Source organism: Nocardioides sp. Bht2 (assembly GCF_047308515.1).
GTDB lineage: Bacteria > Actinomycetota > Actinomycetes > Propionibacteriales > Nocardioidaceae > Nocardioides.
In genome coordinates, this window is sequence record NZ_JBLBWI010000010.1 from 118,197 (window position 1) to 144,372 (window position 26,176).

Sequence of the window (26,176 nt, forward strand, 5' to 3'; positions counted from 1 at the left end):
CGGAGCTCGATCACCGAGCCGGAGCTTGATCGCCGAGCCGGAGCTCGATCGCCGGAGGGACTCGGGCATTTGGTGACGGCGTCGCTGCCGTCCTAGACTCGTGAAGTTGCCTCGGCGAGGGAGCAGCTGCAGCCGCAGCGGACTCCGTGATCGACAGGGCCTGGTTCCACTCGGTGCCGCGCGTCTGTTTCCACGGATGCGCGGCCGTTCTGTCTCTGGAGTCGGGCTGTCCATCACCCGCAGAACGCATGAGGAGCACCACGATGTCTGCAGAGAAGATCGCCGCAGAGGTTCGCGCCGAGTTCGGTAAGGGCGCCGCCCGCCGTCTCCGCGCCGACAAGAAGATCCCCGCCGTCCTGTACGGCCACGGCGAAGAGGTCGCGCACCTCGCCCTGCCGTACCACGTCACGATGATGGCCCTCAAGAACGGTGGCGCCAACGCGCTGCTCGAGCTCGAGATCGACGGCAAGGACCAGCTCGCGCTGACCAAGGCGATCCAGGTCGACCCGATCCGCCGCGTCATCGAGCACCTCGACTTCATCGCCGTCAAGCGCGGCGAGAAGGTCGTCGTCGACGTTCCCGTCGTCGTGACCGGTGAGGCCGTCCGCAACACCCTCGTCGTCACCGACAACACCACGGTGCAGATCGAGGCCGAGGCCACCCACATCCCCGAGTCGATCGAGATCTCGATCGAGGGCGCGGAGGCCGGCACCCAGCTGCACGCCAGCGACCTGTCGCTGCCCAAGGGTGCCGTGCTGCTCTCTGAGGGTGACCTGCTCCTGGTCAACGTGACCGAGGCTCAGGCCGCCGACACCGGCGAGGAGGCCGCTGAGGCCGCCGAGGGCGACGCCGCTGAGGCCGAAGCCGCCGAGTGATCTCCGTCGCCGGGCGGCGAGGAATGAACATCTTCGCCGCGTGGCGGCACCGGAAGGCCGGGAGGACCGACACCATGACAGACGCATCCGAAGTGTGGATCGTCGTCGGGCTCGGGAATCCCGGCCCTTCCTATTCCGGGCACCGGCACAACATCGGGTACCTGGTCAACGACGAGCTGGCCAAGCGGATGGGCGGCTCGTTCCGGGCCCACAAGACCGGTCGCGCCGACGTCGTCGAGGGCCGGTTGCAGGTGCCTGGGCCACGGGTGGTGCTGGTCCGCCCGCGCAGTTACATGAACGAGGTCGGTGGTCCGGTCAAGGCGGTCGCCACCTTCTACAAGGTCCCCGCCGAGCGGATCATCGCGATCCACGACGAGCTCGACATCGCCTTCGGCACCCTGCGGATCAAGCAGGGCGGCGGCGACAACGGCCACAACGGTCTCAAGTCGATGCGCTCCTCGCTGGGCACCGGCGACTTCTTCCGGGTCCGCGCCGGCATCGGCCGTCCGCCCGGCCGCCAGGAGGTGGCCGACTTCGTGCTCTCCAACTACTCGACCGTAGAGCGCAAGGAACTGCCGTTCCAGATCGACGACGCCGCTGACGCCGTGGAGTCGCTGATCGCCGAGGGGCTGGAACGCACCCAGCAGAAGTTCAACAGCTGACGGTAAGGTCTGCGCCGTGACTGACTTTCCCGCAGCAGCGGCAACCGATGACCACGCCCTCGCCGTCTGGCTCGCTGAGGAAGCCGGTCAGGTGCTGCTCGAGGTACGCACCCAGGGCCTCGAAGGCCGCGAGCTGAAGGACGCCGGCGACCGCGCCGCACAGGACGTCCTCGCCGCGCTGCTTGCCGAGCACCGTCCCAACGACGCCGTCCTCTCCGAGGAGGCCACCGACGACGCCGCGCGCCTGGACGCCTCCCGGGTCTGGATCATCGACCCGCTCGACGGCACCCGCGAGTTCTCCGAGCCGCCGCGAGACGACTGGGCTGTCCACGTCGCCCTGTGGCAGGACGGCGACCTGGTCGCCGGCGCTGTCGCGCAGCCCGCGCTCGGTGAGACCTTTAACACCGGTACTCCCTCGGTGGTGCCGCCCCGTACCTCCGAACGTCCGCGGATCGCGGTCTCCCGGAGCCGTCCGCCGGCCTTCGTCCAGGCGCTCGCCGAGGCGATCGACGCCGAGCTGGTGCCGATGGGTTCTGCCGGCGTCAAGGTGATGTCGGTGGTCCGTGACATCGCCGACGCCTATGTCCACGCCGGCGGCCAGTACCAGTGGGACAACGCGGCCCCGGTCGCGGTGGCCCGCGCCGCCGGTCTCTTCTGCTCCCGGGTGGACGGCTCGCCGCTGGTCTACAACGGAGCGGACACCTCGCTTCCCGACCTGATCGTCTGCCGCCCCGAGCTGGCGGAGTCGATCCTCGCCTTCGTCCGCGAGCACGGTACGGACTGACTTCCGCGAACTGAATGACGTCATCCGCCGCGTGGACCCAGGTCCACGCGGCGTTCGACGTCTTCGGGGCCAAGAGCCTTCCGTTCGCCGCCTCGAAACGACCACCTATCCTGTCCCGGTGAATCGCGCTGCTTCGATCGCCACCATGGCACTGGCCGGACTGATGGTCCTGGGCGCGTTGGTGATCGTGGGCGCGATGGCCTGGTGGACGTTGAGCGACCGCGACGAGCCGAGCTCCGCGGTCGTCGCCCTGGAGGTTCCTCCGACGGTGGAGGCGGCTCGGCCGGCGTTTCCGATCAGGACCGACAACGCGGTGCAGCCGGACCCGGCGTGGGTGGCCCGGACCGCGAAGGACGCCGGCATCCCTGAGGTGGCGATGCGGGCCTATGGTCGCGCCGCGATCCTGGCCGGCCGGGACCTACCGGGCTGCAAGATGGCCTGGAACACCTTGGCGGGGATCGGCTGGAACGAGTCGCACCACGGCACGATCAAGGGCCGCACCCTGAACGCCGACGGCACCAGCAGCCGTCCGATCCTCGGCCCGGTGCTGGACGGCAGTGGACCGTTCGCCGCGATCCGGGCCACCGAGGCGTCGCAGCAGTGGCATGGCAACAAGCGCTGGGACCGTGCGGTCGGCCCGATGCAGTTCATCTCCGAGAGCTGGGAACGCTGGGCCAGCGACGCGGACGGTGACGGAGTGGCCAACCCGCACGATCTGGACGACGCTGCCTGGACGGCGGCGCGCTACCTCTGCGCCTCGGGTGCCGATCTCACCACCGGTGAGGGATGGCGCAAGGCCGTGCTCTCCTACAACCGCTCCACCGAGTACGCCGACGCCGTCTTCCGGGCCGCGACGGCCTACGCGACGCGGGTCGCTTCCTGACCCTTCGCCACCCAGTGGAACCTGTGTCCCCACGACCGCGGGCCCCAGCGCGACGATGGGCACGTCACCGTCCGGTCGACGTCGCCGCTGCTCGACGTCGTCATCCGTCCTGCAGCACGACGCGAGGAGTGCCCATGTTCGACACCGCCAAGTACGGCCCGTGGGCAGTGATCGCCGGAGGCTCCGAGGGAGTCGGCGCCGAGTTGGCGCGGCAGTTGGCAGACCTGGGTATCAATCTGGTGCTGTTGGCCCGCAAGCCCGAGCCGCTGGCGGCGATCGCCGAGGACGTGGCGGCACGTGGCGTCGAGGTGCGGACGTTGCGGCAGGACCTGTTGGACCCCGAGGCGCTGGCGAACGTTCGTGCTCTCACCGACGGGCTCGACGTCGGGCTTTTCATCTACAACGCCGGTTCCAACACCTACCGCGGAGAGTTCGTCGACTCCGACCCCGCCGGAGTGCAGGGCGTGATCGACCTCAACATCACTACTCCGTTGGCGTTTCTCCGCCACTTCGGCAGCCGGCTCAAGCAGCGCCGCAGCGGCGGCATCATCGTGCTGGGCTCGGGGTCGAGCTTCGTAGGACACGCCAACATCGCCACCTACCCGGCGGCGAAGGCGTTCCTCCGGATCTTCGTCGAAGGGCTCTGGCTCGAGCTCAAGCCCTACGACGTCGACGTCCTCGAACTCTGTCTCGGTCTGACCAGGACCCCGGCGATGGAGCGTCTCGGTTACGACTTCGACAAGCCGGGGCGAGTCTCCTCGGACCCGGCAGCGGTGGCACGCGAAGGCCTGGAACACCTTGCCGAAGGACCGTCCTGGCTCGCCGGCGGCCTGGACCTGATCGCCCGGCAGCGGGTCGGATTCCCGCGCGCCGAGGTGGTCACTGGCGTCGATGCGTCTTACCGGGCGATCTCTGGTCGGTGATCGAGGTCGCCGCCGCATAACGTCAGGGCTGTCCCGCCGCCGAGCCGGGACGGACCCGCCGTCGAAGGTATGAGAGAAGAGATGCCCCAGCTTTTTGAGCCGTTGACCCTGCGCGGAGTGACCCTCCGCAACCGGACGATGGTCTCCCCGATGTGTATGTACACCGCCACCGACGGCGTCGCGAACGACTACCACCTGGTGCACCTGGGCCGTTTCGCCCTGGGCGGCGCGGGAGTGGTGATGGTGGAGGCGACCGGGGTCGCCCCCGAGGGCCGGATCTCGCACGGCGACCTCGGCCTGTGGAACGACGAGCAGGGTGCCGCACTGGCCCGGATCGCCCAGTTCCTCGCCGAGTACGGCGCGGTGCCCGGGATCCAGTTGGCCCACGCCGGGCGCAAGGCCTCCTGCCACGCAGCGTGGAAGGGCGGGGGCCCACTGACGGCGGCCGACGCCGAATCCGGCGAGGCGCCGTGGCCCGTCGTCGGCCCGAGCCCGATCCCGGCCGGCCCGGGCTGGCCGGAGCCGCAGGAGATGAGCACCGACGAGATCGCCGCCTCCGTCCAGTCCTGGGCCGACGCTGCTCGCCGCGCGGTGAACGCCGGCTTCCGGGTGATCGACCTGCACGGTGGCCACGGCTACCTGTTGCATGCGTTCCAGTCGCCGATCTCCAACCAGCGCACCGACGGCTATGGCGGCAACGCCGAAGGCCGGATGCGGTATCCGCTAGAGGTGGTTCGTGCCGTCCGCGCCGCGATCGGTGACGACGTCGCCCTCTTCTACCGGGTCTCGGCGACCGACGGCATCGAGGGCGGCCTCACCGTGGAGGACTCCGTCGAGTTCGCGCGCGAGTTGGGCCGGGCCGGTGTCGACCTGATCGACGTCTCGTCCGGCGGAGTGAGCCAGGACCGCTCGATCGACACCCGGGTCCGACGCGGCTACGCGTTCCATGCCGACCTCTCGCGGGCGATCCGCGAGGGCAGCGATCTTCCGGTGGCCACGGTGGGCATGATCGTGGACCCGCACCAGGCCGAAGCGGTGTTGACCAGCGGCGACGCCGACCTGGTGGCCCTGGGCCGCGAGATGCTCGAGAACTCCCAGTGGCCGTTGCACGCCCGGCGGACCTTGACCGGCGACTACGAGGGCTGGCACCAGCAGGTCGGCTGGGCACTCGACCTACGGGCCAAGGGCCAGGCACGCCTCGCCGAGCAGGGCGAGACCCCGCTCACCCGGTACACCGGCTAGAACGCCGAAGAACGGCCCCGCTCCGCGTCACGGAGCGGGGCCGTTTCGCGTTCGACGAAGCCCAACGTCCTGTGCATAAAGGTGAACGCCGCACGAACAAGTGACGGCTGGACGCGTATGCGTGACGGTTCGGGGCGTATGAGTGACGGTTCGGCGGGTGTTGTTCGCGGGGCGTTCACCTGGCACGGAGTTCTCGTTCTCCTGGCTTCTGGACAGTGGCCGCGCTGACGTTCGGGCGTCGGCACTGTTCTTGTCGGGTCGCGGTCAGCGATGTCGCTCGCGGTGTGCGTCCCGGCTCCCCTTCTGCCAGAAGCCCGGACGCGTGAGCACCTTTCGACCTGAACCCTCCATCGCGGAGGTAACTCCGCGGCCGCTGTCGCGACGCGCGACCGGCGTTGACCGCGTCTTCACCGTCGCCGCAACCACCGTCGGCGCCACCGTCCTGGTGATCACCGGCGGCATCGGCGTCTTCCTCGCCTGGCAGTCGGTACCGACCCTGAAGCGGTACGGATTCTCCTTCTTCACCGAGACCTCCTGGCAGCCCGAGGCGAACATCCTCGGCATCGGCGCCGTGCTCGGTGGCACCTTCTCGATCGCCTTCGTGGCCCTGGCCATCGCGTTCCCGCTCTCCTTGGCCACCGCGCTCTACATCAGCGAGTACGCACCCGCGAAGATCCGCCCGACGCTGGTCTCCCTGATCGACCTGATGGCCGCCGTGCCCAGCATCGTCTACGGCCTGTGGGGCTACTTCCTGGTGATGCCGTACGCCGCCGAGATGGCGCTGTGGATGCACAAGCACCTGGGCTTCCTGCCGTTCTTCAAGGTGGACGCCGACCCGAACGCCGCCGTCTGGGATCCGTCGCGCTACGTCTCCAGCGCTTTCTGCGCCGGGATCGCGGTGGCGATGATGGTGATGCCGATGGCCTGCGCAGTGATGCGTGAGGTCTTTGCCCAGACGCCGCCCGGAGAGAAGGAGGCGGCGCTCGCCCTCGGCGCCACCCGGTGGGGCGTGATCCGCAACGTGGTCCTGCCGTTCGGGCGCGGGGGGATCATCGGCGGCACGATGCTCGGCCTGGGCCGCGCGCTCGGTGAGACGATCGCGGTCCTGCTGATCATCTCCCCGGCCTTCGACCTCAAGCCACGCGTCCTCGAGGTCGGCACCAACTCGATCAGTGCACTGATCGCCGGCCGATTCGGAGACGCCAGCCCGGCGCAACTGTCCGCACTGCTGGCCGCTGGCTTCGTGCTCTTCGTGATCACCCTGGTGATCAACACCCTGGCCGCGATCGTGGTCAACCGAAGCCGTTCCGGCGCTGGGGCGGAGGCGTGATGGCACTGCTCGTCAGCGAGACCGAACCCCTGACCCCGCAGCCGCGCGGTACCACCGAGATCCCGCGCCGCGACGTCGACGTCGAGCCGCCGATCCCGCGCCCCCAACTGGGCAAGCCCCCGGTCGAGGAACGCGCCATGCGCTGGGCGATCTGGGTCGCCGCCGGTGCTCTGGCCTGGCTGATCACCGCACGCCTGGTGCCGTTGACCGGCCTGCCCTGGCTGATCGTCGTCTGGTTCGGCTGCGGCCTGTTGCTCACCGCGGTGACCAGCGCGATGACCGCGCGCCGCGTCGACCTGGTGGACCGACTGATGGAGTCGGCGATCACGGGAGCGGCGGTGATCGTCGCGGCTGCGCTGATCAGCACCGTCGGCTTCGTGGTGCACCGCGGCTGGGAGCCGTTGCTGCAGCTGAACTTCTTCACCGAGGACATGGCCGGTGTCGGTCCGCGTGACGCCTTCACCAAGGGCGGCGTCCTGCACGCGATCCTGGGCTCGCTGATCCAGATCGGCATCGCGGTAGCGGTGACCGTTCCGCTCGGGATCGGTACCGCGGTCTTCATGACCGAGATCGGTGGGCGGTTCGCGCGGATCGTGCGCACCGTCGTCGAGGCGATGACCGCGCTGCCCTCGATCGTGGCAGGTCTCTTCATCTACACGGTGCTGATCGTGGCGCTCGGGGTGCCCAAGTCCGGTATCGCCGCAGCGATGGCGCTCAGCGTGATGATGCTGCCGATCATCGCCCGTGCCGCCGACGTGGTGCTGCGCGTGGTGCCCGGGAACCTCCGCGAAGCCAGCCTGGCGCTGGGCGCCAGCCGGTGGAGCACGGTCTGGCACGTCGTCCTGCCCACCGCTCGCCCCGGTCTGGCCACGGCGCTGATCCTCGGTATCGCCCGTGGGATCGGTGAGACCTCCCCGGTCCTGCTCACCTCGGGTGCCGCCAGCTTCGTGGTGCTCAACCCGACCGACGGCGTGATGAACTCCCTGCCGCTCTACATCTTCAGCACCGTCCGTAGCGGCGAGCCGATGGCCGAGGCACGTGCCTTCGCGGCCGCAACCGTCTTGCTGGGCTTGGTGTTGGCCCTCTTCGTGATCGCCCGTCTGGTGGCCCGGCCCCGGAGCACCAAGCCCCGGCTCCGGCACCGCCTGCGGCGAGCAGTACCCACTCTCTGGAGGAACCGTTGATCCGCCCATCCCGTCGTGCCCTGCTGGCGTTCGCCGCCCTGCTGGCCGCGATCACGCCGGTCCTGGGGACGGCGTCCGCAGACGCCGCTCGACCCGACTATGCCCAGATCGAAGGCTCCGGCTCCACCTGGTCGCAGGTGATCGTCGACCAGTGGATCGCCGACGTCAGCTCCAGCGGCATGCCCGTCACCTACAGCGGTGGCGGCTCCTCGATGGGGCGCAAGAACTTCGCCCAAGGCGTCACCGACTTCGGGATCAGCGAGATCCCGTACCCGGGCACCGACGAGTTCGGGAACCCCGACACCAGCAACGGTCGCGAGTTCGCGTACCTGCCGATCGTGGCCGGCGGCACCGCCTTCACCTACCAGGTGAAGGTCGGCGGCAAGATGATCAAGAACCTACGCCTCTCCGGCGAGACGATCGCGAAGATCTTCACCAACAAGATCACCAACTGGAACGACCCGGCGATCACCAAGGACAACAACGGACGGACCCTGCCGTCGTTGGAGATCACGCCGGTGGTCCGCTCCGACGGTTCCGGCACGACCGCGCAGTTCACCACCTGGCTGGACAAGGAGTACGCCTCGTTGTGGCGTCCCTTCTTCGGCCGCAGCGGCTACACCTCCTACTACCCGCGCAAGGGCCGGGCGCTGGCTCAGTCGGGTTCGGACCAGGTGATGAACACCGTCGCCGGATTCGCCGGCAACGGGACGATCGCCTACGTCGAGTACTCCTACCCGGTCAACAAGAACTTCCCGGTGGTGAAGGTGCTCAACAAGGGCGGCTACTACGTCGAGCCGACCCAGTACAACGTCGCGGTGGCGTTGACCCAGGCCAAGATCAACAAGGACAAGGGCAGCCAGATGTATCTGACCCAGATCCTCGACGGCGTCTACCGCGCCAAGGACCCGCGGGCCTACCCGCTCTCGTCGTACTCGTACATGATCCTGCCGACCGGTGGCGACGACCGTCGGATGACGACGGCCAAGCGGCAGACCCTGATGGACTTCATGTACTACGGGCTCTGTGAGGGCCAGACCAAGGCCGGCCCGTTCGGGTACTCGCCGCTGCCGCTCAACCTGGTCAAGGCCGGCTTCGAACAGTTGAACCTGCTGGCCAAGGCGGACAGCGGCGTGGACACCAAGAACCGCGACGTCAGCCGCTGCAACAACCCGACCTTCGTGGCCGGCGACCTCAACCAGAACAAGCTCGCCAAGACCGCGCCGATGCCGGCCGCCTGCGACAAAGTCGGTGCCGGACCGTGCGGCACCGAGACCGGCACCGGCAAGCCCTCCACCGACGACGACGCCGCGCCGGGCAAGGACGGCACCGACACCTCGGCCCCCGGCGCGCCGGACGCCCCCGGCACCGATGCCGGGGCACCGCCCGAGATCGACCCCGAGACCGGTCAGCCGGTGAGCGCGCAGACCACGGCCACCAGCGCCGAGGTCTTCGCGAACCCCACCGAGGTCAGCGCCGACCGGGCCGCCGAACGGACCGTCTTCGGCTGGTTGGCGGTCGGCGAACTCCTCGCCCTGGTGTTGGTTCCGGGGCTCGGCGCGGCCTGGCTGCGCCGCCGGCAGCTGATGAAGGGACGCCGATGAACACCGACGAGACGCCGCGCTGGCTGGAGCGGTTCTGGCGGGGTTCGATGGCGCTGACCCTGGTCGGTCTGGTCGGTGCCGGCACCATCGCGGCGACCGCCGGTGCCACCCCCGTCGCCCAGCGCGCTCCCGAGGCGGGCGCGTTGAGTCAGACCCACACCCTGAACCGGGTCTTCGCGGACGGCGACACCGAAGAGGTCGTCGACACCCGCAAGGTGACCGTCCGGCTCAGCCACGCCGACCAACTCCGTGGTCGCGAACGGGTCAAGGTCTCCTGGAGCGGAGCGCGCCCCAGCGGCGCGCGGGCCGCGGATCCGTATGGCGAGAACGGCTTGAGCCAGGAGTACCCGGTCGTGGTCATGCAGTGCCGTGGCACCGACGACCCGGCGGCGCCTGCCGCCGAGCAGCTCCGACCGGAGACCTGCTGGACCTCGACGCGGCAGCAGCGCAGCCTCTCGGTCAGCGACCGTACGGCGGTCTGGCGCCACGACCTCTTCGCCACCGAGGCCGACCGCGAGGCCAAATCCGGCCGTGACCCGTTCCCGGCCCAGGAGTGCGCCGACCCGGCGAGCCTGTCGTCGCGGGTGACGCCGTTCCGGGCACTGGACAAGGAGTACCTCTCGTGCACCGCGGAGACGATGGCGCCCGAGGCTGCGGTGGGCGCCGCCTACCCGCCGGCCGAGGTCGCCGCCTTCACCGGGGCCGACGGCACCGGGTCGGTCAACTTCGAGGTCCGTTCCGAGGTCGAGAACGGCTCGTTGGGCTGCTCGGCCACCGTGGCCTGCTCCATCGTGGTGGTGCCGATCATGGGTGTCAGCTGCGTCGACGACGACCGTGAGTGCCGCCGCGCCGGGCGTTGGCTCCCAGGGTCCAGCAACTTCGCCCAACAGGGCGTCGACCTCGCGGTCTCCCCGCAGCTGTGGTGGACCGAGTCGAACTGGCGCAACCGGTTCACCTTCCCGGTCACCTTCGGCCTTCCCGCCGACACCTGCGACATCCAGGACTCGCGTCCGCCGACGGGGTTCTACGGCTCCGAACTGCTGGCCCAGGCGGCGCTGCAGTGGTCGCCCGCGTACTGCCTGAGCAAGGACCGTTTCAAGTTCCAGCACAACCGGATGCCCGACGAAGCCGGCTTCAAGCTGATGGAGACCGGGCAGGGTGCCGCGGCCCTGGTCTCCGGCGAGCGGGAGAGCACCGGCCAGGATCCGGTGGGTTACGCCCCGACCGCGATCACCGGCTTCTCCGTGGGCTACTCGATCGACCGTCCCGACAACGCGGGGGAGTACCACCAACTGCGGTTGAACGCGCGCCTGCTGGCCAAGCTCCTGACCCAGTCCTACTTGGGCTCCGACCTCGGTCGAGGTCACCCCGGGATGGGCGAGAACCCGTTGTCGATCAACCGGGATCCCGAGTTCCAGCGGTTGAACCCGGGATTGGACGAGACCGCGCGTGAGGCTGCGGCCACGGTCCTGTCGCTCTCGGAGTCCAGCGACGTGATCGAGAGCCTGACCTCCTACATCGCCTCGGACTCTGACGCGCGGGCCTTCATCGCCGGCAAGCGGGACCCGTGGGGGATGGTGATCAACCCGTCCTACAAGGCGATCGCGCTGCCGACCCGGGAGTGGCCGCTGCTCGACACCTACGTGCCGAGCACCGACCGCGAATGCCTCAAGCAGAACCCGGCGCCGTACTTCACCCAGCTCGCGGCCCCGGTCGCCACCATGCGCAAGATCGCGGAGGCGATCCTCGACGCCTGGCCGAACGTGCAGACGCGGTGCGAGCGCTCGACCAGCAGCGACCCGTGGAAGCTCGGCCGGGTGGAGCGCCAGGGGCTCGGTACCCGGTTCCTGCTCGGCATCGTCAGCTTGGGCGACTCGGCACGGTTCGGACTGCGCGACGCAGCCCTGCAGACCAAGCCCGGCGTCTACGTCGCGCCCAGTGAGGCCTCGATGTCGGCCGCGATCAAGCTGGCGAAGCAGAAGGGCCGCAGTGGTCCGTTCGTGATCGACCAGGGCGACGTCCGCAAGTCGGGCAAGGCGTATCCCGGAACGATGGTCGTCTACACCGCAGCGCGGCTGCGTGGCGCGGACAAGGCGGAGTCGAAGAAGGTCGCGCAGTTCATCCGCATCTCCACCACCGAGGGCCAGCGCCCCGGCCGTGGCAACGGGGACCTTCCGGCCGGCTACCTGCCGATCCGTCGGACCGGGGTCACCGCAGCGCTCTACTCGACGGCACAGCGGGTCGCCGACCAGATCGAGGCCCAGAAGGTCGCCGTCGCGCCGAAGCCGGACGACAAGGGCACCGACACCGGAACCGATCCGTTGGCACCAGGGACCGACAGCGCGCCGGAGCCGGAGAACGCGGAGCAGCCGGACGCGGCCGAGCAGACCGGTACCGACGACCCGACCAGGCTGGCCTTGTCGGTGACCGCGACTCCGGACAGCTCGTCGCGTCTGGGTCGGGTCGCCCTGCCGCTGGCGTTGGCGATCGCCTTGCTGGGTGGGCTTCTCTCCACCTCAGCACGGGTGATGATGCGACTGCGGCGGGCACGATGACGACCGCCACCGCCACCAAGCCTCCCCGGACCGGTCCGGGGAGGGGAGACGACGAGCAGCTCCGCCTCTTCTCCACCTCGTTGACCGTGCTCGGCCTGCTCGCGGTCTGGTTCCTGGTCCAGCTCTTCGCGCTCGGCGCGATCTCCCAGGACCGGCAGCAGCAGGTGCTCCACGACCGGTTCCGGACCGAGTTGGCCTCGGCGGTCGCTCCGGTCGGACCGATCGTCGATCAGGGCGCACCCGTTGCCCTGTTGACGATTCCGCGCCTCGACGTGGAGCAGGTCGTGGTGGAGGGGACGACGTCGGGCGACCTGCTGGCGGGTCCTGGCCACCGGCGTGACACCGCGCTCCCCGGCCAGGTCGGAACCTCGGTCGTCTACGGCCGGTCGGGGACCTACGGTGCGCCGTTCGCCGGACTGGGTGACCTCTCTGTCGGGGATCGGATCGAGGTGGTCGCGGGTCAGGGGACGACCAGGTTCGCGGTGATCGGGATCCGCCGGGCCGGCGATCCGTTGCCGCAACCCGCCGCAGAAGGCCGAGCCCGGCTGACCCTGGCCACCTCGGAGGGCGAAGGGCGGCTCGGCGCACTGGCCCGGGGCGACGTGGTCTACGTCGATGCCGAAGCAGAGAAGGGATTCCCGGCCCCGGCCGGTCGCTTCTCCGCCGTGGGCGAGGAGGAGAAGGCGATGGGTGTGGACCACGGGATCCTGCCGCGGCTCGCGCTGCTGCTCGGCCTGCTCGTGCTCACCACGCTGGCCATCGTGGCCGCCCGCCAGCGCTGGTCCGCCGCGCTGACCTGGGTGGTGGCGACCCCCGTCACCGTCGCCCTGGCCTGGGCGACCACCGACGCAGCGATGCGGCTCCTGCCCAATCTGGTCTGAGCTCTCAGGCCACCACAGTTCACCACCAACAACTGCAGCACTGAATCAATGAGGAGAAAGTGATGTCTGCACGTAGGTACGTCGCCGGTCTGGCCGTTGCGGCGGCTGCCGTCGCCACCTTGGCGAGCACCCCGGCACAGGCCGACCCTGCCTTCACGCCGAAGGCCGACGACATCGTCGGGGTCGGCTCGGACACCAGCCAGTTCGCCCTGGCCTACCTGGCCAACGGCACCACCCACAACGGGCAGGCCCTGCCCGGATACAACGCCGGTCGCAGCAGCGCCCGCCTGGCCAGCTTCGACGCCACCGGCGGCGGCACCGTCGTCCTTCAGGAGGGCAGCGCCGCCATCACCCGGCCCAACGGTTCGGGCGCCGGCAAGGGTCTGCTCTACGGCCCGGGCAACAACACCCAGGTCGACTACGCCCGCTCCAGTTCCGCGCTCAACGCGGCCGAGGTGAGCAACGGGCTCTTCGCCTTCCCGTTCGCGCTGGACGTGCTGGAGATGGCGACCGCCAAGACCACCAACGCTCCGGTGAACCTCACCGAGCAGCAGATCCTCAAGATCTACACCGGCGAGATCACCAACTGGAACCAGGTCGGCGGCACCGCGGGCACCATCGTGCCGATGATCCCGCAGTCCGGTTCGGGTACCCGCTCGTTCTTCGAGTCCGAGCTGAAGCGGATCAACGGCGGCTCGGCAGCCAACCTCGCTTCCTCGGTGATCGAGGTGCAGGAGCACGACGACACCCAGATCAAGAACAATGCCAATGCGGTGGCGCCGTTCTCCGCGGGCCGCGCCAACCTCGAGGGCACGGTGCGGTTGGTCGGCGGCGGGTTCAGCGCCAAGCGTGCGCTGTACAACGTGGTCCGCCAGGCGGACCTGGAGAACGCCTCGATCAAGGCGATCTTCTCCAGCACCGGCTACGTCTGCTCCGACGCCGCGCGCCCGCTGATCGAGGCCGCCGGCTTCGACCAGTTGGCCCGGGTCGCGGGTGGCGGCGTCTGCGGTGAGCCGACCCAGGCCGCCACCTCGAACTTCGCCACCAACGAGTTCGCGGTGACCGCGACCACCTTGACCGCCACGGCTCTGCCGGGCGCGGTCACCCTCAAGGCGACGGTGGAGGCCGGCGGCAACGCGGCAGACGGCGTGGTCGCGTTCTACGAGGGCGACGTCCAGGTGGGTCAGGCGTCGTTGGCCCAGGGCCAGGCGGTGCTCAACCTGACCAACGTCACCCCGGGCCAGCACACCTACACGGCCCGATTCGCTCCGGCCGTGGGCGCCCCGTTCGAGGCCTCGGAGTCCGTCTCGATCGCCGTCACCGTCAAGGCGGCGGCCACCGGTACCGTCACCCTGGCCCCGGCCAGCACCAGCTTCGGCAAGGCGGCCAAGGCGACCGTCACCCTCAGCGGTGTCGGGGAGGTGCCGACCGGAACGGTCAAGGCCGCCATCGGCAGCGCCACGGTCAGCGGAACGCTGAACGCCGGCAAGGCCGTGCTGACGCTGCCCGCGACGGTGGCCGCCGGTAGCCACACGGTGAAGGTCGCCTACGCCGGCGACGCCGTCTACGCGGCAGGTTCGTTCACCGCCAAGCTGACCGTGGCCAAGGCCACCAGCAAGGTGACCGCGAGCTTCCCCAAGACCGTGAAGAAGGGCGCCAAGGTGTCCGGCACGGTCAAGGTCGCGCTGCCCGGCGCGAGCGTCAAGGCGACCGGCAAGGTCACCGTGAAGCTCGGCAAGAAGACGGTCGGCACCGCGACGGTGAAGAACGGCGTCGCGAAGCTGAAGTTCAAGCTGGCCAAGGGCAAGAAGAAGCTGGTCGTCGTCTACGCCGGCACGGGTTCGATCAAGGGCGCGACCGTGAAGGCGACGGTCACCCAGAAGTGACCCTCGGGCGCGGTGATCGCGCCTGAGGTCTGAGACGGGTGCCGGCGTCCGCCCTGGTTCCGGGCGTCGGCACCCCTCGCAGTAACGGCAGAGATGCCAGAAGGAAGCAGGAGAATATGAGCGCGGAGACCCTGACTGGCCAGCACGTGGGTGCCAGCGACGAGACCACCACCATCCCGGCGATCGCTGAGGGCCCCGACTCGGTGTCGGCGCAGATCGAGGGGTTGCGCCGCCTGCGGCAACGCCCGAGCGAGGGGCTGGCCAGCATCGAAGCACGCGGGATCACCGCGTGGTTCGGCTCGCATCGGGTGTTGGATCAGGTGTCGCTGACCATGCCGGCCGGTGGGATCACTGCCCTGATCGGTCCGTCCGGCTGCGGGAAGTCGACCTTCCTGCGGATCCTGAACCGGATGCACGAGCTGGTTCCGTCGGCGGCGCTCGCCGGCGAGGTACTGCTCGACGGCGAGGACATCTACGACCCGGCGAAGCGGTTGATCGATGCCCGGCGCGAGATCGGGATGGTCTTCCAGAAGCCCAACCCGTTCCCGGCGATGTCGATCCGGGAGAACGTGCTGGCCGGGTTGAAGCTGACCGGAACCCGTGCGACCAAGGCGACCAAGGACGAGCTGGTCGAGAGCTGCCTGCGCCGTGGTGGCCTGTGGAACGAGGTCAAGGACAGGCTCGACGCACCCGGCGGTGGACTCTCGGGTGGCCAGCAGCAGCGACTCTGCATCGCGCGTTCGTTGGCGATCAAGCCCCGGGTGCTGCTGATGGATGAACCGTGCTCGGCCCTTGACCCCACCTCGACGCGGGTGATCGAGGAGACGATGCTGGAGCTCGCGGAGGAGGTCACGATCGTGATCGTCACCCACAACATGCAGCAGGCGGCCCGGGTCTCGGACAAGTGCGCCTTCTTCCTCGCCGAGCAGGGCACCCCGGGAGTGATCGTCGAGCACGGCGACACCCAGGCCATGTTCGGCAACCCGCAGGATCGCCGTACCGAGGACTACGTCAACGGCCGCTTCGGCTGACCGGCGCCTCGGGGGATGTGGTGCGGCTTACCGGAACCCAGGGGGCGACCTAATGCTTGCTTGGTGGCACACTGGGGGTGAGTGTTCCAGATGATTCGGTGGACGGTGCCGCCGAGACGAAGGTGGAGAGATGACTGAGACCCCCGCGGTGGAGGGCTGGTTCACGACCGGCTCCGAGCCGGCGTTGATTGCCAGTAAGTGTCAGGCCTGCGGAACCCTCGCGTTCCCCAAGGGCATCGACTACTGCCGCAACCCTGCCTGCGACGGCGAGGAGTTCGTGGACGCCGAACTCTCGCGTACCGGCACCGTGTGGTCGTACACCGATGCCCAGTACCAGCCGCCGGCTCCGTACACCCCGACCACCGACCCGTACCAGCCGTTCGCGCTCGCCGCGGTCGAGCTGCCCGAGGGCATCGTCGTCCTGGGCCAGCTGGCCAGTGGCTACGGCGTCGACTCGGTCAAGGTCGGCTCCGCGGTCGAGCTCGTCGTCGAGCCGGCGTGGACGGAAGAGGACGGAACCGTCAAGACCATGTGGAAGTGGCTGCCGACCGAGGCAAGCAAGGGAGCGCAGGCATGAGCAACGACGTCGCAATCCTGGGTGTGGGCATGCACCCGTGGGGCAAGTGGGGCCACTCGTTCGTCAAGTACGGCGTCAAGGCCGCCCGCGCCGCGCTGGCCGACGCCGGAGTGCCGTGGACCGACGTCGACCTGATCGTCGGCGGCGAGACCGTGCGTAACGGCTACGGCGGCTACGTGGCCGGCTCGACCTTCGCCCAGGCCCTCGGCTGGAACGGCGCCCGGGTGGCGACCTCCTACGCCGCCTGTGCCACCGGCGCCCAGGCGCTCGACACCGCCCGCTCGCGGATCCTGGCCGGTCAGGCCGAGGTCGCGCTCGTGGTCGGCGCCGACACCACCCCGAAGGGCTTCCTCGCTCCCAACGCCGGTGAGCGCTGGGACGACCCGGACTGGCTCCGCTTCAAGCTGATGGGCATGACCAACCCCGGCTACTTCGCGCTCTACGCGCGGCGCCGGATGGACCTGTTCGGAGCTACCTCGGAGGACTTCGCCGCGGTCAAGGTGAAGAACGCCAAGCACGGCCTGAACAACCCCTACGCCCGGTACCGCAAGGAGGTCAGCGTCGCGGACGTCGTGAACTCCGCGGTGGTCTCGGACCCGCTGCACCTGCTCGACATCTGCGCCACCTCGGACGGTGGTGCCGCCGTCGTGATCGCGAGCGAGGAGTACGCGAAGCGTCACGGGCTGACCGACGTCGTGAAGATCAAGGCGATCTCCACGGTGACGCCGACCTTCCCGAACACCGTGATCGACATGCCGCTCTTCTCCACCGAGTCGACGGCGGCCGTGCCGGCGGCGGAGTTCACCTTCAAGGAGTCGATCGCCCAGGCTGCCTACGAGGAGGCCGGCATCGGTCCCTCCGACGTCTCGGTAGCCGAGGTCTACGACCTCTCGACGGCGCTTGAGCTGGACTGGATCGAGGACCTCGCCCTCTGTGGTCGCGGCGAGGCGGAGAGCCTGCTGCGCAACGGCGACACCACGATCGGTGGCCGGATCCCGGTCAACCCGTCGGGTGGTCTGGCCTGCTTCGGTGAGGCGGTGCCGGCTCAGGCGCTGGCCCAGGTCTGTGAGCTCACCTGGCAGCTGCGCGGCCAGGCTGAGGGCCGTCAGGTGGAGGGTGCGCGGATCGGCATCACCGCCAACCAGGGCCTCTTCGGCCACGGCTCCTCGGTGATCGTCGCCAAGTGACACCGGCCCTGCGGGGCACTGCGTGAACGGACGGGCCTCATCGCTTCGGCGGTGCGGCCCGTTCGCCGCATCTCGGCGGGCATCTCGGCGTGCCGGAGCCTGCTGAGAGCTGCTGTTTAACGACCCAGATCGGCTTTGGTTACCCCTGGGTTCAGCCTGGTCCAGACACCCATTGAGACCTCTATCACCGTTCCGGTTGACTGCCCGGGTCGTCGGTGGACCAGGGGGTCCATTTCCTCGGGCGGCGGAGTGAGAGCTGTGAGGCATGGTGCTGTCGACCCTCAGGAAGTCGCGAACATTCGCGAGCCGTCGAACCCAGATCCCGGGACGAGTGGGGCGGCGGTCGATGCGCCAGCGCCTCGCCGCAGCCGGGGCGCTGACCTTGGGCCTCGGGCTGCTGGCGGCGACGCCCACGCCGGCCCAGGCGGCGCAGACCACCGGGCATGAGGTCCCGGCCTGGAACAACGGCTGGTCGTGGACGTACGCGACCACCTTCCGCTACCAGGCGACCGGCACCGACGTCTCGATCAACGAGAACGTCACCTACACCGTGGCCGGGGTCGAGACCTTCCAGGGCCACGAGGCCTACAAGCTCCAGATCACCGGAAACATCACCGGTGGTGGCGGATCGGTCGCCGTCGACGGCGTCGGCAACGCCACGCTGGACAACTTCAGCGGCAACGTCACCGGCACCCGGTACGTCCGCCGCTCCGACCTCGCGGTGCTCCAGGAGCGCCAGGTGCAGAACCTGAACGCCCGCGCCAAGGTCAGCATCATCACCCAGAGCATCACCGCGAACATCAACCTCGAGCTCAACCCGCAGCCGAGCTGGAAGACGCTCAACTTCCCGCTCAACCCCGGCGACAGCTGGCGCCACGACGAGCAGATCAGCTACACCGGTGGCTTCAGCTACGACGCCGGCAGCCTCGGCGGTAGCGGCACCGACACCTTCGAGGGCACCCTGCCGTTCGACGCGCCCGCCTCGGTGAGCGCCGCCAACGTCACCGTGCCGATCGGCACCGTCGCCACCGACCTGGTCTCCGCATCCAGCGCGGACGGAAGCACGGTCAACAACATCTGGTACTCGCCGTCACATCGCAACGTGGCCCGCGAGATCCTCCAGCTCCCGTTGGACGGCGCCTCGTTGACCCTGACCCGCAACCTGTCGGGCGCCGCCACGGCAGGAAGCAACGGCCTGACCGCCTCCGCCAGCGACTCGCTGACCTGCGCCGGTCGCACGGTCACGGTCAGTGGCCAGCTCGCCAGCTTCGCGGCCGGTGTCCCGGTCACCGTGGTGCTCGACCAGGGCCAGATCCAGCCCGGACTCACCGTCCGTGCGAACACCCAGACCACGGCTGGCGGCAACTACGCCGCGACGATCGCGGTCCCCGCTGAGTCCGACGGTCTCCAGCGCCCCGGCGCCCGTGCCTCGTGGGGTGTCACCGCAACGGCGGGCACCGCCCGCGCCGCGACCACCATCGTGGTGACGCCGCAGAACTGCACCGAGCTGACCTACACCGGCACCAACGCTGCCGAGCAGGGCAGCGAGGCGACCGTGAGCGCACAGCTCCGGGATCTGACCGGCGCCAGCGTGGCTGGTCGCACGGTCACCTTCACCCTCGGCTCCGAGTCGGTCACCGCGACGGCCAACGCCGCGGGTGTCGCCACCGCGCAGATCGCGGTCGTCGGGCCGCCGCGGCCCGCGACCCTGAACGTCGCCTTCGCCCAGACCGCAGGTCTCACCGCCGCCCAGGCGACTGCCCCGTTCGTGATCGGCAAGATCGGCACCTCGGTCACGGTGGCGCCCTCGGAGTCCCCGGCCACCCTCGGTGAGCCGTTGACCTTCACCGCTCACGTCCAGGGCAACCGGAACCCCGGCGGCCAGGTGCAGTTCGTTGTCGACGGCGCCGACTTCGGTGGTCCGGTCGCGCTCGCCAACGGTGCCGCGACCAGCGCTTCGATCAGCACGCTCGGCCTCGGCCAGCACCAGGTCACCGCGCGCTACCTGGGCACCGACGACCACGCGGCCTCGGTATCGCCGTCGGTCGCCTTCCAGGTCCGCCCGCCGCTGATCGTCACCACGACCCAGCTGGCCGTCTCCACCGCCAACGCGGTCTACGGCCAAGAGGTCACCCTGACCGCGACGGTCGGTACCGCCGGCACCGACGCCCCGACCGGGACGGTCACCTTCCGCTCCGCCGGCCAGGTTCTCGGCCAGTCGGGCGTCGCCGCCGACGGCAAGGCCGAGGTCACCCTCGACACCCTGCCCGCGGGCAACCACGACATCGTCGCCACCTACAGCGGTGACGACGTCCACCGGGCCAGCTCCTCGGCCCCGCGCGCGGTAGCGATCGCCAAGGCGACCACCACGGTCGACCTACAGGCGAGCTCCACCACCACGGTCGCCGGCGAGCCGGTGCACTACACCGCGGCCATCGGCGTCCAGGCTCCCGGCGGCGGCGTGCCGCAGGGCTCCGTCCAGCTCCGGGTGGGCGGCGTCAACCAGGGCGCCCCCGTCACGCTGGAGAACGGCGTGGCCGTGTTCGGTGCGCTCGCCTCGCTGCGGGCCGGCCAGCACAACGTCAGCGTGGTCTACGCCGGTACCGGCAACTTCGCGGGCGCCAACGCGTCGCTGGTGCAGCAGGTGAACCCTGCCGACACCCGGACCGCCGTCGTCATCTCTCCGTCGCCCTCTGCCGAGGGGCAGAGCTTCACCGTCACCGCGCAGGTCGGCGCTGAGGCACCGGGCGGCGGCAACCCGACCGGCGTGGTCACCTTCTACGCCGACGACGAGGTGATCGGTGCCGGACCGTTGCAGGCCACCGAGAACGGCAGCCAGGCCAGCGTCTCCGTGGCCGACCTGGCGCCCGGCAGCTACCAGGTGGTCGCGCGTTACCCGGGTGACGCCAGCTACCGCAGCAGCGAGTCGGCCGAGACGTCGCACACGGTGATCGCCGGTGCCGCCATCGTTCCGACCACCACCGAGGTCGACACCACGGCGAACCCGGCCAACTTCGGTGACCTGCTCACCTTCACTGCCCAGGTGACGGCCGAGGACGGCACCGTCCCGTCCGGGATGGTCCGCTTCTCCGTCGACGGCGTGACCCTCGGCGGCCAGGTGGTCCTCGACGGTTCCGGTGTGGCCGAGAGCACCACGATCGCGGCACCCGAGCCGGGTGACCACACCGTGATCGCGACCTTCGTGCCGGACGTCGGCTTCGGCGGTAGCGGCGCGATCCTCACCCAGACCGTGGACGCCGCAACGGTCAGCCTCGACCTCAGCAGCAGCGAGGCCGACGCCGCCTATGGAACCGGGCTGCGCTTCACCGCTCTGGTCGACGCGGAGCGGGCCGGGGTCGGCGTGCCGAGCGGATTCGTCCAGTTCAGTGTCGACGGCCGATTGATCGGTGACGCCGTCGAGCTGGTGGACGGCGAGGCGAAGAGCCCGAACGTGGCCGCACTGGAGCCGGGCAACCACCAGGTGACCGCGGTCTACTCCGGCGACCGGTCGTTCGCGCCCCTGAGTGCTGCCATCGAGCAGCGGGTCGCCAAGGTGGGCACCACGACGACGGTGAGCCTGTCGCGCACCAGCGCCAGCTACCGTCAGCCGGTCGAGCTCAGCGCGACCGTCGCCGCCGCTCGCAGCGGCCTCGGCTCGCCGTCCGGAACGGTGGTCTTCAAGGCAGGCAACACCGTGCTCGGTCAGGCCTCGCTGCCGCCCGGTACCGGCCTGAGCGCCGTCGCCCGGATCACCCTTGCCGACCTCCCGGCCGGCAACTATCCGGTGACCGCGCACTACCAGGGCAGCTCGGCGTTGAACGCAAGCTCCAGCGCCGCCGCCAACCTGACGGTCACCAAGCGCACCACCAAGCTGATCGCCGATGCAGCCGCCGTCCGCCTGCTTCCGCTCGGCCTGCCGCTGGGCCAGCTGCGGACGGTACTGACCGCTGACGGCGTCCCGCTCGCGGGTGCGCCGGTGGTCTTCAAGGTCGGCACCACCACGGTCTGCACCGTGGTGACCGACGGTGCCGGTGTGGCGCTCTGCAACGGCTCCAGCCAACTGCTCGCCCTGATCCTCAACGGTGGCTACAAGGCCACCTACGCAGGCGATGGCAATACCGACTCCGCAACAGCCGCAGGAGGGCTGATCCAATGACTCGTCTTCGTATCCGGCGGCTGGTGCCGCTGGTCGTGACCGGCCTGATCGGGGCCGGTCTGAGCGCCGGGATCGGGTTGGGTGCCGTACCGGCACACGCCGATGTCAACGCCCCCGGCGTCAACGAGGTGCTGCGCGGTGACGCCACCCTCGGCGCCAGCGGTGCAGGTGAAGGCACGCTCTGTGCCAACAAGGACAAGCCGCGCACCATCCTGCAGCTGATCAACGCCAGCAACGTGGTGGTGGCCAGCCAGACCAAGGATGGTTCCGGCGCGTTCAGCTACACCGTGGACACGCACGCCTACCCGAACGGGGCCTACACGGTCCGGGCGGAGGAGCGGAACCGGACCGGCACCGTGTTGTGCAGCAACAACACCCGGGTCACCACCCGGGCGGTCACCATCGACAACCTCGTCGAGATCGACTACACCGGTTCCCTCTCCGCGCCGCAGAACACCTCGGCGACGGTGAGCGCCAAGCTGGCCGACCCGTACCTGTCCGGCAATGTGCTGGCCGGTCGTCCGGTCGTCTTCAGCATCTCCGGTGGCACCTCGCTGACCGCCACCACGAACGCTCAGGGTGTGGCGACGGCGAATCTGCCGATCAGCGGCCCGCCGCGCTCGGCGACGGTCCGTGCCGAGTTCGTGCAGACCGCCTTCTACCGCGGTGATGTCGCGACGGCTCCGTTCACGGTCGGCAAGAACACCAGCGCGGTCTCGGTGGCACCTGCCGCGGACGTCGTGCACGGCGAGCCGACCTCGTTCACCGCTCAGGTGACCGCGGTCAACGGCACCGACCAGCCCGGTGGACAGCTGCAGTTCACCGTGGACGGGGATGACTTCGGTGCCCCGGTGACCCTGCAGGCCGGAGCAGCGACCTCGGTGACCACCGACCAGCTCAGCACCGGGATGCACTCCATCGGTGCCCGCTACCTGGGTGACGGCAACTTCCTGACCAGCACTGCCACCGCCCGCGACCTGCGGGTGGCGAAGGCCGCGACCAGCACCGCGCTGGACAGTGACCGGGTCTCCACGGTCAGTGGCCAGACGGTCACCTTCACCGCCACGGTCGACGTGCTGGCACCCGGTGCCGGCACGCTGAGCGGCGGCGTCCAGTTCGACATCGACGGTCAGCCGTACGGCACCGCCGTCCCGCTGTCGGGGGACACCGCGTCGCTGAGCATCAGCAACCTGGCGCCGGGCAACCACGACGTCACGGCCACCTACAACGGCACCGCCGACTTCGCGGCCAGCTCGTCGGCGACCCGCACCCACGGCGTCGACCGGGCGTCGACCAGCCTGGACCTGGCCTCGTCGGTGAACAACCCGCTCGCGGGTCAGCTGATCACCTGGACGGCGACCGTCGCCCCGGTGGCACCTGGTGTCGGCATGCCGACCGGTGAGGTCCAGTTCTTCGTCGACGGCGAAGCGGTGGGCAGCCCGGTCGAGCTGGTGGACGGCGTCGCCCGCTCGGTTCCGACCGGCCTGCACGCAGGCGCCCACCGGGTGAGCGCGAACTACCTGGGGGAGAGCCGGTTCGCCGGTTCCACCCAGGAGATCGACCTGACGGTCTCCGCGGCCAACACCACCACCGAGGTCACGGCCAGCCCGAGCCCGTCGGTGGTCGGTCAGAGCGTGACCCTGCGGGCCACGGTGACGCCGGTCAGCCCGGCGCGCGGTGAGCCGGTCGGCGCGGTGCAGTTCCTGATCGACGGCGTCGCCCAGGGCATGTTCGTCGAACTGGAGAACGGCGTCGCCGAGTTGAGCGTGGCGACCCTGGGCCGCGGCGACCACACCATCCGGGCCCGCTACCTCTCCGGTGACCCGGACTTCATCACCAGCACCTCCTCGGCGCTCGCCCACCAGGTGAACAAGGCGGCAACCCGTCTCGAGGTGGAGAGCACCACGCCGGTCGCCGTCTACGGCCAGCCGGTCACCGTCACCGCGCGGGTCGCGGTGGTGGCTCCCGGTGCCGGCAGCCCGTCCGGCACGCTGACCTTCTCTGAGGGCGGCGAGGAGCTGGGTAGTGTCGAGGTGAGCTCGGCGACCGGCTTCCAGGGCACTCTGGAGCTCGACGACCTGAGCGTCGGCAGCCACGTGATCACGGTCAGCTTCGACGGTGACGACTCCTTCAGCGGCAGCGAAGCGACGCTGGTGCAGAAGGTGCAGCGCGCGCAGACTGGTGTCGTGGTCACCTCGTCGGCCAACCCGGTCCCGACCGGTTCGCCGGTCCGGTTCACCGCAGAGGTCAGCCCGGTCGCTCCGGGTGCCGGTGAGGTCAGTGGAACGGTGCGGTTCACCGTCAACGGTGCGCCCTTGGGCGGAGCCCGTCCGGTCGTCGACGGCGTCGCCACCAGCGTGGAGTTCTCCTCGCTGACCCCGGGGCGCTACACCATCGAGGCCAGCTACAGCGGTGACGCGAACTTCGTGGCCAGCGCCGGCGTCCTGGACCAGGGCACCGGCCAGCAGGTCACGCAGGGCGCCACCGAGATGACGGTGACCTCGGGGCCGCACCCGGCCGAGTCGGGTGAGCCGGTCACGGTGACCGCCACGGTGACCGCGGTGGCGCCGGCCACCACGCGGCCGACCGGAACGGTCCAGGTCTGGGCCGGATCGCGTCTGCTCGGCGCGGCGAGCCTGGTCGCGGCAGGTCCGCGGACGGCGACCGCGACCGTGGTGACCACGGCGCTCGAGCCTGGCAACCACACGCTGCGGGCCGACTACCTCGGCAACTTCAACTTCGTAGCGGCTACCGCCAGCACGGAGCAGGCGATCGCCCGGACCAGCACCGTCACCGGTCTCTGGGCGAGCGCCACGGAGATCACCTACGGCGAGTCGGTCGCGTTGAGCGCGGCGGTCGATGCGGCGGGACACTCGCCGAGCGGCACGGTCACCTTCAAGCGGGCCGGTGACGTGCTCGGTACCGCCGATCTTGAGTCGGTGGACGGGCGGATGGTCGCTCGCCTGACCGGCGTGGAGTTGGGTGGTGGCGAGCACCGGATCACCGCGCACTACTCCGGTGACCAGTCCCACGCGGCGAGTGTCTCGGCGCAGCAGGTCGTGGTGGTCAAGCGGGCGGCGACGTCGATGGCGGCGCGGTTCGTGATCAACGACATCGGGGTCAACGGGATCAGGCTCCACGGCACGCTGACCGATGCGGCCGGACAGCCGTTGGCCGGTCAGACGGTGACGGTGACGTCGTTCAACGCCTACACCCAGGTCCGGGTCCCGACCTGTGCCGACCAGATCACCGACGCGGCTGGCCGTGTGATGTGTGAGGTGCCGGGTGAGCAGGCGAGCTGGGGTGGCTACGAAGTCGCCTTCCTCGGCTCCACGAACCACCTGCCGTCGTCCGACACCGGCTTCTACCTCGGTGACGGTACCTACGACTGAGGTCTCCTCTTGTTGCCACCCGGGAGATAGTCCCTGACGTTTCGCCCCTGATCGAGCCGTGATCAGGGGCGAAACGTTCGTCAGCGGCCTGTGGGCAGTGCGGCGTCGTGGGGAATGGGAGCGGCTGCGGCCGACCGACCCAACCGGCTCCCGAGGAGGACGCCGAGGACGACGATCGCGGCGCCGACCAGTTCGCCGGGGCTGACCGACTCGTCGAGGACCAGCCAGGCGGTCGACATCCCCACCACCGGGACCAGCATCGAGAACGGGGCGACGACGCCGGCCGGGTGCCGCGCCATCAGCCAGGTCCAGATCCCCGAACCGGCGAGGGTGCCGAGCACGATCGTGTAGCCGAGGCCGATCAGCGCGGGGACGGCGCTCGGGTCGCCCCACGAGGTCAACGAGTCGCCGATCTCGCCGGGGCCTTCGACGACGAGCGAGAGGGCGAGCATCGGGATCGGCGGGATCACCGACATCCACAGAGTGAGGTGGAGCGGGTTCGGGGCCTTGGCCCGGGCGTTGGCGAGGTTGCCGATCGCCCACCCGAGGCCACCGGCCAGGACCAGCAGGAACGGCAACAGGGCGGCGGCCTCGGCGCGCTGCCCCCCGACGATCGCGAGCCCGGATGAGGCGATAAGCAGCCCGCTCAGCTGGCGGCGACTGATCCGGTCCCCGAAGACGATGGCACCAAGGAGCACGGTGAACGGGGCCGACGACTGCAGTACCAGGGAGGCCAGGCCGGCCGGCATTCCGGCCGCCATTCCCCAGTAGAGGAAGAGGAACTGCAAAGTGCCGAAGCCGATCCCGTAGCCGAGCAGCCAGCGCAGTTCGACGTCAGGTCGAGGGATCAGCAGAAGCGTCGGGATCGCGATCAGGACGAACCGGAGCGCAACCAGGAAGAGCGGCGGGAAGTGTTCCAGCGAAGCATGGATCGCCAGGAAGTTGACGCCCCACAGCACGGCGACGAGAGCGGCGAGGAGGCGATGGGTGAACGGCACATCGCCATCATCGGGTCGATTCTCCG

18 protein-coding genes are annotated in these 26,176 nt (G+C 69.7%); 17 read left to right on the top strand and 1 reads right to left on the bottom strand.

Annotation, left to right across the window (positions count from 1 at the left end; genetic code table 11):
- The first annotated feature begins 263 nt into the window (after window positions 1-263).
- The 17 genes from ACLM5J_RS13785 (at window position 264) to ACLM5J_RS13865 (ending at window position 25,152) form a co-directional block, all read left to right on the top strand.
- Window positions 264-875: a 50S ribosomal protein L25/general stress protein Ctc gene (locus tag ACLM5J_RS13785; RefSeq protein ID WP_413657001.1), complete on the top strand. Its 612-nt coding sequence runs from the start codon at window positions 264-266 to the stop codon at window positions 873-875.
- A 74-nt stretch (window positions 876-949) separates the two neighbouring features.
- Entirely contained in the window at window positions 950-1,537 is a 588-nt protein-coding gene (pth, locus tag ACLM5J_RS13790) for an aminoacyl-tRNA hydrolase (protein WP_413657002.1), read from the top strand.
- A gap of 16 nt (window positions 1,538-1,553) precedes the next feature.
- The gene (locus ACLM5J_RS13795; RefSeq protein ID WP_413657003.1) at window positions 1,554-2,321 is read left to right on the top strand and encodes a 3'(2'),5'-bisphosphate nucleotidase CysQ; all 768 of its coding nucleotides are present in this window, start codon (window positions 1,554-1,556) and stop codon (window positions 2,319-2,321) included.
- Between the two features lie 118 nt (window positions 2,322-2,439).
- Entirely contained in the window at window positions 2,440-3,204 is a 765-nt protein-coding gene (locus tag ACLM5J_RS13800; RefSeq protein ID WP_413657004.1) for a lytic transglycosylase domain-containing protein, read from the top strand.
- Between the two features lie 134 nt (window positions 3,205-3,338).
- Complete coding sequence (locus ACLM5J_RS13805) at window positions 3,339-4,127, top strand: SDR family NAD(P)-dependent oxidoreductase (RefSeq protein WP_413657005.1); 789 nt, start codon at window positions 3,339-3,341, stop codon at window positions 4,125-4,127.
- An 81-nt stretch (window positions 4,128-4,208) separates the two neighbouring features.
- A complete protein-coding gene (locus ACLM5J_RS13810) occupies window positions 4,209-5,369 on the top strand; it encodes an NADH:flavin oxidoreductase/NADH oxidase (RefSeq protein ID WP_413657006.1) in 1,161 nt (386 codons plus the stop codon).
- Window positions 5,370-5,691: 322 nt separating this feature from the next.
- Window positions 5,692-6,699: a phosphate ABC transporter permease subunit PstC gene (gene pstC / locus ACLM5J_RS13815; RefSeq protein ID WP_413657007.1), complete on the top strand. Its 1,008-nt coding sequence runs from the start codon at window positions 5,692-5,694 to the stop codon at window positions 6,697-6,699.
- A complete protein-coding gene (pstA, locus tag ACLM5J_RS13820; protein WP_413657008.1) occupies window positions 6,699-7,883 on the top strand; it encodes a phosphate ABC transporter permease PstA in 1,185 nt (394 codons plus the stop codon). Before pstC ends, pstA begins: the two co-directional genes overlap by 1 nt.
- A complete protein-coding gene (locus ACLM5J_RS13825; protein ID WP_413657009.1) occupies window positions 7,880-9,487 on the top strand; it encodes a phosphate ABC transporter substrate-binding protein PstS in 1,608 nt (535 codons plus the stop codon). The genes pstA and ACLM5J_RS13825 overlap by 4 nt, the downstream gene beginning before the upstream one ends.
- Window positions 9,484-12,042 carry a hypothetical protein gene (locus ACLM5J_RS13830; protein WP_413657010.1) on the top strand — a complete coding sequence of 853 codons (2,559 nt, stop codon included), beginning with the start codon at window positions 9,484-9,486 and terminating at the stop codon, window positions 12,040-12,042. Before ACLM5J_RS13825 ends, ACLM5J_RS13830 begins: the two co-directional genes overlap by 4 nt.
- A complete protein-coding gene (locus ACLM5J_RS13835) occupies window positions 12,039-12,923 on the top strand; it encodes a sortase (RefSeq protein ID WP_413657012.1) in 885 nt (294 codons plus the stop codon). The genes ACLM5J_RS13830 and ACLM5J_RS13835 overlap by 4 nt, the downstream gene beginning before the upstream one ends.
- Before the next feature lie 62 nt (window positions 12,924-12,985).
- Complete coding sequence (locus ACLM5J_RS13840) at window positions 12,986-14,809, top strand: Ig-like domain repeat protein (protein ID WP_413657013.1); 1,824 nt, start codon at window positions 12,986-12,988, stop codon at window positions 14,807-14,809.
- A gap of 116 nt (window positions 14,810-14,925) precedes the next feature.
- On the top strand, window positions 14,926-15,840 hold the full coding sequence (locus tag ACLM5J_RS13845) for a phosphate ABC transporter ATP-binding protein (RefSeq protein WP_413657014.1): 915 nt from the start codon (window positions 14,926-14,928) through the stop codon (window positions 15,838-15,840).
- Between the two features lie 130 nt (window positions 15,841-15,970).
- On the top strand, window positions 15,971-16,417 hold the full coding sequence (locus ACLM5J_RS13850; protein ID WP_413657015.1) for a Zn-ribbon domain-containing OB-fold protein: 447 nt from the start codon (window positions 15,971-15,973) through the stop codon (window positions 16,415-16,417).
- A complete protein-coding gene (locus ACLM5J_RS13855; RefSeq protein WP_413657016.1) occupies window positions 16,414-17,604 on the top strand; it encodes a lipid-transfer protein in 1,191 nt (396 codons plus the stop codon). Before ACLM5J_RS13850 ends, ACLM5J_RS13855 begins: the two co-directional genes overlap by 4 nt.
- Before the next feature lie 346 nt (window positions 17,605-17,950).
- Window positions 17,951-21,760, top strand: coding sequence for an Ig-like domain repeat protein (locus ACLM5J_RS13860; RefSeq protein WP_413657017.1), 3,810 nt, complete (start codon window positions 17,951-17,953; stop codon window positions 21,758-21,760).
- Window positions 21,757-25,152, top strand: a complete 3,396-nt coding sequence (locus ACLM5J_RS13865; RefSeq protein WP_413657018.1) for an Ig-like domain repeat protein — start codon at window positions 21,757-21,759, stop codon at window positions 25,150-25,152. Before ACLM5J_RS13860 ends, ACLM5J_RS13865 begins: the two co-directional genes overlap by 4 nt.
- A gap of 80 nt (window positions 25,153-25,232) precedes the next feature.
- On the opposite strand, the gene ACLM5J_RS13870 is transcribed toward ACLM5J_RS13865, so the two are convergent.
- Window positions 25,233-26,150, bottom strand: coding sequence for an EamA family transporter (locus tag ACLM5J_RS13870; protein ID WP_413657019.1), 918 nt, complete (start codon window positions 26,148-26,150; stop codon window positions 25,233-25,235).
- Window positions 26,151-26,176 lie beyond the last annotated feature (26 nt).